Annotated in this window: 6 protein-coding genes; 5 read left to right on the top strand and 1 reads right to left on the bottom strand. The window is 44.0% G+C overall.

The genetic code is table 11. The annotated features are described in order from the left end of the window. Window positions 1-564 precede the first annotated feature (564 nt). The 3 genes from pbpC to V7L05_RS10180 all read left to right on the top strand — a co-directional run bounded on the left by pbpC (window position 565) and on the right by V7L05_RS10180 (window position 5,819). Window positions 565-2,883: a penicillin-binding protein 1C gene (gene pbpC / locus V7L05_RS10170; protein ID WP_335164045.1), complete on the top strand. Its 2,319-nt coding sequence runs from the start codon at window positions 565-567 to the stop codon at window positions 2,881-2,883. Window positions 2,884-3,775: 892 nt separating this feature from the next. After that, window positions 3,776-5,149, top strand: a complete 1,374-nt coding sequence (locus V7L05_RS10175; RefSeq protein ID WP_335164046.1) for a PQQ-dependent sugar dehydrogenase — start codon at window positions 3,776-3,778, stop codon at window positions 5,147-5,149. Between the two features lie 322 nt (window positions 5,150-5,471). Further along, entirely contained in the window at window positions 5,472-5,819 is a 348-nt protein-coding gene (locus tag V7L05_RS10180) for a hypothetical protein (RefSeq protein ID WP_335164047.1), read from the top strand. Window positions 5,820-5,942: 123 nt separating this feature from the next. Here V7L05_RS10180 and V7L05_RS10185 read toward each other — a convergent pair whose 3' ends face one another. Then, window positions 5,943-6,872, bottom strand: a complete 930-nt coding sequence (locus V7L05_RS10185; RefSeq protein ID WP_335164048.1) for an NmrA family NAD(P)-binding protein — start codon at window positions 6,870-6,872, stop codon at window positions 5,943-5,945. A 161-nt stretch (window positions 6,873-7,033) separates the two neighbouring features. Here V7L05_RS10185 and V7L05_RS10190 point away from each other — a divergent pair, with 161 nt between their 5' ends. Both V7L05_RS10190 and V7L05_RS10195 read left to right on the top strand, forming a co-directional pair. Further along, the gene (locus V7L05_RS10190; protein ID WP_335164049.1) at window positions 7,034-8,068 is read left to right on the top strand and encodes a nitrilase-related carbon-nitrogen hydrolase; all 1,035 of its coding nucleotides are present in this window, start codon (window positions 7,034-7,036) and stop codon (window positions 8,066-8,068) included. A gap of 139 nt (window positions 8,069-8,207) precedes the next feature. Beyond that, window positions 8,208-9,629 (top strand): aldehyde dehydrogenase family protein, encoded by a 1,422-nt coding sequence (locus V7L05_RS10195; RefSeq protein WP_335164050.1) that lies wholly within the window; start codon window positions 8,208-8,210, stop codon window positions 9,627-9,629. Window positions 9,630-9,783: the final 154 nt, after the last annotated feature.

The following is a 9,783-nucleotide window of genomic DNA, read 5'->3' on the forward strand; positions in this document are numbered from 1 at the left end:
TGGTATCCAAGTTCTGTGGCGAGGTTGGTTAAAATTGCATGACCTGTGTGAAGGTTGGCAACTTGCAAAACAGACTTAACGGGAAAAGTCAGATTACAGACTCTGATAAATTGGTTAGATAAACCAATACTCAAAGATAAAAAACGGCTGATTTTTACTCAATACGCTGATACTGCTAAATATCTGTACGAGAATTTAAACCCACAAGGTAAGCAAGATGATATTGATGTTATTTATAATTGGTGCAAATTTACCGACAACATAATATGCACGAATGGCTGAATAATAGTTTACCTAGATTGTTGGAGCCAATTCCGATTATTATTTGTAGTGAAGCTTTGGAATGATACAGCAGAAATCAGGAGTCAGTGGTCAGAATAGGGTTAGGGAGGGGTATTTTTGTACTTCATTAACTTGCAAAATGCTGTATATTTCGCAAACATTAATTTACATCTTCTAGGTTAGTAAAAATGAATTATTAAGGATTTGACATATTTACTGATGTAGATGTAAGTAACTCTGCGGGAAAATTAAGGTAAGTTTTCTTATACAGGGGATTCCCTGATGAAACTAATTTCACGATCGCTAACCAAAATTAAGCATACTAGTAAAGTTATCCTAGCTGTGCTGCTAATCTGTCTGATTGTACGCCTATTACCATATTTTGCGCCCATTCGTGCCACAGATATTGCCCAAAATCAGTTGGCAATGCAATTTAGCGATCGCAATGGTTTACCATTAGGAACATTGCTCACCCGTGACCAAGAGCATACATCAGTAGTACCACTGAATCAAGTTTCTCCCCAGTTTATCAATGCTATTTTAGCCGCCGAAGATGGCAGTTTTTACCATCACGGGGCGTTGGATATGAAAGCTGTTATCCGCGCCAGCAAAGAAGCCATCCACGCGAAAAGATTTGTTTCCGGTGCTTCTACAATTACTATGCAATTGGCGCGGATGTTAGATCCCCTCCCCCGCAGCTTCTCTGGTAAACTGAGTGAGATTTGGCTATCTTGGCGGTTAACAGCAGGGATGAATAAAGATGAAATCCTGGCTGCATATATCAATCGGCTACCGATGGGAGGGAATATATATGGCGTGGAAGCAGCCGCGCAGACTTATTTTTCCATCCCAGCTAGTGAATTGAATCTTGCCCAAGCTAGTTTGTTGGCTGCTATTCCCAATAATCCCACATATTTTAACCCTTATGAGCATTGGGAACGGCTGAAGCAGCGACAAAAATACGTCCTTAATCGTATGGTGCAAGAAAACTATATTAGTGCGTCTTCGACGATCGCAGCACGAACACATACCGAAAAAGTCGTGTTTCAGTCTCGCCAACGGGGAATTATCGCCGCAGCACACTTTTTATTTTGGTTAGCCAATCAGTTTGATAAGACGCAAACAGAACAAAATTCCCCCATTCGCACCACTATAAATCGCCCTTTACAGCAGTTTGTTGAAGCACAGGTGCAGCACGTAATTTCTTCCCTAGCCGCTAACAATGTCCATGATGCAGCTGCGTTGGTGATTGACAACCGCACTGGTGAAGTTTTGGCTTATGTCGGTTCGCCTGATTATTTTAATGAAGTCAAACTGGGACGCAATGATGGAGTACAGGCACTACGTCAACCAGGATCTACCCTCAAGCCTTTTATATACGAATTAGCTTTAGAAAAAAATTTAATTCGCCCAAATACCATTTTAGCAGATATACCCGCCCATTATGCAATTCCCGGCGCAAAACTTTACAGCCCCACAGATTACACCGAAAGGTTTCTTGGCCCTGTGCGCGTGCGAATCGCTTTAGCAAATTCCCTAAATGTACCCGCAGTGCGGGTGTTAGAAAAAGTAGGTGTGCAAACTTTCTTAGAACGACTGCATCAACTGGGATTTGAACACCTCAATCAAACCCCAGAACATTATGGTTTAGGTTTGACTCTAGGTAGTGGCGAAGTCAGCCTCTGGGAATTAGCCCATGCCTACCTAACCATAGCACGACAAGGAGATGCGACCCCTTTAGTAAGCATATTTTCCAATTCCCCAATCCAAAATCCAAAATCTAAAATCCAAAATCCAACAATATGGCAACTCATCACCAACATACTCAGCGATCGCCATGCTCGTGCAACAGCATTTGGTGTAGACTCAGTGTTAAATTTACCCTTTCCTTCTGCGGTTAAAACTGGCACTTCTTCCAATTTTCGTGATACTTGGACAGTTGGCTTTACTACCGATTACACCGTTGCTACTTGGGTAGGCAATTTCAACGGCGAACCGATGCGACAAGTTTCAGGTGTGACAGGGGCTGCACCCTTGTGGAATCGGATTATGTTACACCTGCACGAACATCAAGAACCAGCAGATTTTCCATCTCCAGAAGGTTTAGTGCAACTACCTGTTTGTGCAATTTCGGGGTTACGTCCAACACCAGACTGTACCTCAGTGGTGCAGGAATATTTCTATCCTGAAGATAAAAATAATTACGAACGTGAAAATCAATTCAATTTACCACCAGAGTATGATGAATGGTTAGCAAAACAACAGCAATCGAATTTTAGTTCTACCAATTTGAGAATTTTATCTCCGCATCATGGCGATTTATTCTTAGTGTATCCCGGTGAAGAAGCGAAGCAAAAACTGGAATTTAAGCTAGTGGGAAATAAATCTGCGCCTGTTGAGTGGTGGTTAAATGGTGAAAAGTTAGATACACAGTCAGCTAATTCTTTATTTTGGTATTTGCGTCCTGGTAATTGGACTTTGTCAGCGAGAAGTGGGGAAATGAGCGATAAGGTAAGTTTTCAGGTGGAATTGGCTAATCTTAAACCCACGCGTCGGGGATTTTCTATTAGTAATTCTCCGGTCAAGAGGAATCGCCCATAATTAACATGACTTACGCAAACAATAGCCGAAAAGAGTGATTTTTCAGGTAGGGACAATTCATGAATTGCTCCTACAGCATGTAGTTTTGTGTAAGTCAAGCTTGCGTAAATTTACTAACGTAATTTTACTCTCAACTTTTTTTAAAGAAAATTTAAATATTAGTGAATATACGAGTTACGTTTCACTTTTATCTCAATAGGATGTAAGCAAATATAGCAATCCGACTGGAATTGTAAAAGCATACTGAGACTCAAAGTTTTGTCCAGGAAAACTTTGACCTTAAAAAATTTTTATCAATCAAACCGGAGTTCTATATATGCTAGTTAAATCTAGGTAAGAGCAATATTAATCAATAAAACCTACAATTCCGAGATATTCGGATAAGAATTAGACTTTTTCAGAAATTAATAACCCAATCTATGTAAGGGTTTTAGACAACATTTATCTGTCTTTAAATAACGCAGCTAGTAATGAGTATTGCATATACTTACTGATAGTTTATAGGCAAAAATTAGTGCTGTTTAATTTTGAATAATTGCCCAATTTCGGATGTTATTTAATCCGCACTAGCCTTTTCGAGCGTTAAATTAATTTGAGTCAACTGAGATAGCATTTTATTTACTTGGCTTATGCCAATTGAATATTCGGAGATGTCTATAAGCTTATGTGCTTTACTTTTCCCTAGTGTCTCCTAACTAGAGAGGGATGTACATGGTTTCAAACACCTTCTTACGGATGATTGTAATTAGTTCTAGCTCAAAGTGATTTTATTTGCAGGTTAAAGCAATTTTATTTGCAGGCTAAAGCGTTGCTGGTTGCTACAACTAAAGCTCTAAACACTGTCTTAAGTGTAGTTATCTATTTTACTATCCACATCAAAAGGAAGTTGAAAATGTCAATGTCAATTCTGTTTGCTCTACAGCCAAAACAGTGGCTCGGACGGATAGTATCTGCGCGGCTAGTTAGCTTACTCGCCCTGCTTACTACTGTGATGCCCTTCGAGGTTCTTTCCACCCCAGCGTTAGCCATTCCACCTGCTGCGTCTGTTGACACTAAGATTAACGTGTCTAATACGATGAGCTATTGGCCTTTCAATGTTAGCCATTACTTGAAAGTGCCGCCCAACTTTTCCATCTCCGTTTATGCTCGCATTCCGAAAGCCCGCTTTATCGCAGTTGCTCCCAATGGCAATCTTCTAGTGTCGCAGCCGAGTACCGGTAAAGTACTGATTGTCAGGGCAAATGGCAGCAAAGACCCAATTATTTCTGACTTCGTGACAGGTCTACGCAACCCGCAGGACATTGTGTTTCACACGATTAACAACATCACATACATTTATATCTCTGAGAGTAATCAAATTAACCGCTTCATCTACAAATCTGGAGACATAACCGCCCAGAATCGCCAAGTTGTCGTCACTGGCTTACCAGACAGCAGCAGCCCGGAACTCAAAGGTGCTTACGGTCACGAACTGAAGAATATCGCAGTCGATACCAACCACAAACTATATGTGTCGATCGCCTCGACATGCAACGCCTGCGTAGCAGATACTGTCAGTAACCCACGGCGCGGTGCGATTTACCAGTACAACGCTGATGGAAGCAATCCGCGGCTTTTTGCCCAAGGTTTTCGCAATGCAGAAGGACTGGCATTCGTCCCTGGCACAAATGACCTCTGGGTAGCCGTTAATAATCGAGACAACATCGCCTATCCCTTCAAGGATGCCACTAATAACTACGGCAAGGTTGTCCCGTCCTACGTGGATAACCACCCGCCAGAGGAGTTCACGCGAGTCCGAGATGGCGGTAACTACGGTTGGCCATTCTGCAACCCCAATCCTGACACGTCAAATCGCTCCTACTATATGCCCTTCGACCGCGACTATCAGTTCAATGCTGATGGACATGTTAATTGCAATGCGATGGACAAGATTATCAGAGGTATTCAAGCGCATTCGGCTCCGTTGGGACTAACCTTCTTACAAAATACGAAGTTTCCCAGCCTGTACTCAACTGGGGTATTGGTAGGGCTGCACGGCTCATGGAATCGGCAGCAGAGAACAGGTTATAAAATAGTTTACTTTCCGTGGGACAATACGACAAAGATCCCAGGAGACCAGATAGATTTAGTCACGGGCTGGGTAATTCCAGGAACGCAAGATTTCTGGGGGCGACCCGTGGATACGGCAGTCGATCAGCAGGGCAATTTGTTAATCTCGGATGACTACAGTGGCACCATCTATAAGCTCACCTACACGCCGAGATAAAAATGATTTCCAGATTTCATCCCATTTCACACAAACCCTGATACATATAGATTTCTCGTAGGTATACAGCATTGCTGTGTCCCTACGTATTTGGATCATGGACACATCTTCAAGGGTTTTCAACGAGCATTCTGATAATATGTAGTTACCCTGCCAAATTGCTATTTCAGGGGCATTACGGGTAAGATTGTGCGTCTAGTCGTAGCCGATTTGAATCCAGTCACAAATGATGATAGCGATGTCTCCGGCGAGGGCAAAGCCCAACGCAGTCTGCGATGTAATATAGGCTTACTATGAGCCAGTTAACCAAACATTCTTGAAGTTGCAGTCCGATTCGCGCCTCAAGGTATTTACCAGCAAAAGTGTTTATGTTCGCCTATTTCAATCGCCTGTTAGCTTGTGCTACACCGGCGCACCTACTTTTGATACCCTGGAACTAACTCGCACACTTGCACATGAAACACTCGATCGCTGGTTAACTTGGGTAGATGCAGCTGAACCTGTGCCAGAAGATGCACGCGATGCTTTGGCAGCTCGTGATTTGTCGCTCCGCCGGATCAGTGCTGAACTTGATCCAGGCAATAAATTTGCTGCACAGATGTTTGGATCGGAATTGACAGATAGACTTGTGCGATCGCTCTGGGGTGGCGTAGGCGTAAGCCCGCCGTAGGCATCGCATTCTCTGAATTGGTCATTTGTCCTTTGTCAGTTGTCCTTTGCTAATGACTAATGACCAATGACTAATGACCAATGACCAATGACCAATGACTAATGCCACAGTGTACTAATCCGATCACAGACTCTCGTAGGTTAATTCCGCATTTGCCCAGTTGGTTTCTGCCAGAAATTCCCTGAATGTGGTCAGAAGTCCAGGAAACTCCTCTTCTCGTAAACGCTGGACATCGGCTTGATAACCTTGTTTGCGATACCATTGAATCAAATCGAACAGTTCCCTTTGCAGCAAAAGTAAGAAAATCCAGGCGGGTGTCTCTTTGTAGACAACTTTCATCCCCTGCGCTTGGGAGAATGCCTCTGCCATCTGAAGAGGAGTCAGCACATCGCCAGCTAGCTCAATTTCTTGACCAATATACTTGGTGGGATGTTTGATTACGTAGGCAGCAACGCGCCCCATGTCCTTGGTTGTAATTAGATGAAGCGGCTTATCTTGCTGAATAGAAAACGGGAAACTACCTTTGAGGATGGAAGGTCGCGTGTACTTCTTCCAAAACTCCTCCATAAACAAGCAGGCTCGCAACATAGTAGTCGGTAAGCCAGCTTGTTTGAGAATTTTCTCCACTTGGTACTTTTGCTGAATGCGGGGGATTCCTGAATTCCTGTCCGCCCCACCTGCGGAATTGTAAACAAAATGCTTAATGTCAGCTTGCTTGCTAACTTGTGCAACTCGCCTTGCTCTCTCCACCTCTAGCGGGTCAATTTTAGTGGAGTCCGCAGAAGTAGCGTGGCAGTAAACAGCCGAAATCCCTGCAAAGGCTGCTATGAGGGAGGCTTCATCGTCGAGGTTGGCTTTTACTAGTTCAACTTTGGCATCATTGAGCTTTGCAAGAGTTGGGCGATTAAGGTCAATTTCTCTAGTGATGACTCGCAGGTTAGTAACTCCCTGTTCGAGAAATCCCTTGACGACATTTCCACCTGTGCCGCCAGTAACTCCGATGAGTAAGACTTTATCGGTGTTTGACTCTGTGCGATCGGAGAAATTTGACATTCTCTCTTCTACCTGGAGTTATTGATTTAAATTAAGTTTATACAAAGACAGGAGAAGCAAACAATAAACTTGTACGATCGCTCTGGGGTGACGTAGGCGTAGCCCAACCTAGGCATCGCTTTGTCCTTTGCTAATGACCAATGACCAATGACTAATGACCAATGACGACTAATTTAGAATCCTACCGCGCTTTGGCACTGCAAGTTACTTGTCATGCAGTCAACCAAACAAGCGATCGCCACGAAGCGCGATCGCTCATGCAAAACTCCATCAACCGCCTAGCTCAACAAATTGCTGCCAGTATCGCTTTCATTGGCTTTGATTGTCGTTTAATTGTATTGCCAGAATATTTCCTGACTGGTTTTCCGATGGGAGATTCTCTCTTAGGATGGGCAGAAAAAGCCTGTATAGAAATGGCTGGGGCTGAGTATGAAGCACTTGGTAAAATTGCTCAAAAGCATAAAATCTTTTTAGCTGGCAATGCCTACGAAGTTGACCCCAACTTTCCCGGATTGTATTTCCAAACCTGCTTTATCATTGACCCCTCTGGCTCAATTGTTTTGCGATATCGGCGGCTAAATTCTTTATTTGCTCCCACCCCCCATGATGTTTGGGATAAGTATCTCGACTGCTATGGTTTAGAGGGAGTTTTCCCCGTTGCCAAAACGGAGATCGGTAATTTGGCAGCTTTAGCATCAGAAGAAATTTTGTATCCAGAAGTGGCGCGGTGTTTGGCGATGCGAGGAGCGGAGATTTTTGTCCATTCAACCTCGGAAGTATACAACAAAAACCTCACCCCCAAAGACGCGGCAAAAATCACTCGCGCCGTCGAAAATCTGGCATACGTAGTTTCAGCCAATACCGCAGGTATCGCTAATATTGCCATTCCCATTGCTTCGGCTGATGGTGGCTCTAAAATCATCGACCATCGCGGAATCGTTTTAGCTGAGACAGGTGCAGGTGAGAGCATGGCAGCATTCGCAGAGATTGACCTAGTAGCATTACGGCGCGATCGCCGCCGACCAGGGTTAAATAATTTACTTTCACGCCAACGGTTTGAGCTATACGCCGAAAGTTACCAGCAATCACACTTTTACCCAGCTAATACTATGCTGGAAACAGAAGTAGACCGCAAACACTTCCTCCAAACGCAGCAAGCCACCATTGAGCGGTTAGCTAAATTGGGGATAATTTGAATTGGGGAATGGACATTGGGCATGGGGCATTGGGCATTGGGCATGGGGCATTGGAATACAAATAAAATAACTCCTAATTCCTAACTCCTAACTCCTAACTCCTAATTCCTAACTCCTAACTCCTAACTCCTAACTCCTAATGACAAAACCAATAGAAGTCCGCAATCCCCGAACTGGTAAATCTGACTACGTAATTATCCCACCGCCCGCAAAGCTGCTGGTACAGCAATGTAAGCGCACGCGTCGGGCGCAAGTTCGTTGGCAGCAGTTGGGTTTAGAGGGGAGAATTGAAGCTTTACAGCAGTGGAAGAAAGCGATATTATCTGGACGCGATCGCTTAACGGAAGCTTTGGTAAATGATACAGGAAGATTGTCAGTCTCAGTATTAGAAATAGATTCTTTCCTCTCTAGCATCGATCGCTGGTGTCGGTTAGCGCCAGAGTTGCTGCAAGAATCTGCAAAAAATACAGCTATTCCGTTTATCGCCTTGCAACAAACATCCGTTCCTTATCCCCTAGTTGGGATAATTAGCCCGTGGAATTTTCCCCTGTTGCTGTCTACTATTGATACCATTCCAGCCTTGTTGGCGGGTTGTGCCGTGATTGTCAAACCCAGTGAAATCGCTCCCCGCTTCGTAGCACCAATGATTACAGCACTCAATGCCGTCCCCAAACTGCACGATGTATTAACTTTTGTTGAAGGAGCAGGCACAACCGGATCTGCTTTGATTGAAAATGTAGATTTGGTATGTTTTACAGGCAGTGTAGCCACGGGGCGAAAAGTAGCAGAAGCGGCTGCTAAACGGTTTATTCCAGCTTTTTTGGAATTAGGAGGAAAAGATCCGGCGATCGTCTTAGAATCAGCCAATTTAGAATTAGCAACCTCAGCAATATTGTGGGGTTCCGTCGTCAACACCGGACAGTCATGCCTATCAATTGAGCGAATTTATGTTGCTGAATCGATATTTGAAAAGTTTTACCATCAACTAGTAGCCAAAGCACATCGCCTTGGGCTAGCCTACCCGACAATTGAAAGTGGAGAAATTGGCCCGATCATCGCCGAAAGACAAGCAGCAATTATTAGCGACCATCTCCAAGATGCAGTTGAAAAGGGAGCAGTAATTCACTGCGGCGGTGTCGTTGAAGACTTAGGTGGGGGTTGGTGGTGTCGTCCGACAGTTATCACCCAAGTTGACCATTCCATGAAAGTGATGACCGAAGAGACTTTTGGCCCGATTATGCCAGTGATGCCTTTTTCCACAGTAGAACAAGCAGTCTCTTTAGCGAATGACTCAATTTATGGATTGAGTGCTGCTGTGTTTGCCGAGTCAGAAGCGGAAGCCTTAGAAGTTGCCTACCAGATAGATGCAGGTGGCATCAGTATCAACGATGCTGGACTCACCGCCATGATACATGAGGGAGAAAAAAACGCCTTTAAATTCTCTGGTCTGGGAGGGTCACGCATGGGTGCGGCGGCGCTGAAACGGTTCATGCGAAAAAAAGCTATTTTGATTAAAACTAACGCTACTAATGATCCTTGGTGGTTTGAGAATGGGGAGTGACCAATGCCATCATCACTCTGTTCAAAATATTTATTTTACTAGAGGCGATCGCCTCTGCCTTCGTTCAGAACACAAGGCTATTCGTTCAGAACACAAGGCTATTCGTTCAGAACACAAGGCTATTCGTTCAGAACACAAGGCTATTCGTTCAGAA

Origin of the sequence: Nostoc sp. (assembly GCF_036917755.1) — a bacterium.
Lineage (GTDB): Bacteria > Cyanobacteriota > Cyanobacteriia > Cyanobacteriales > Nostocaceae > Nostoc.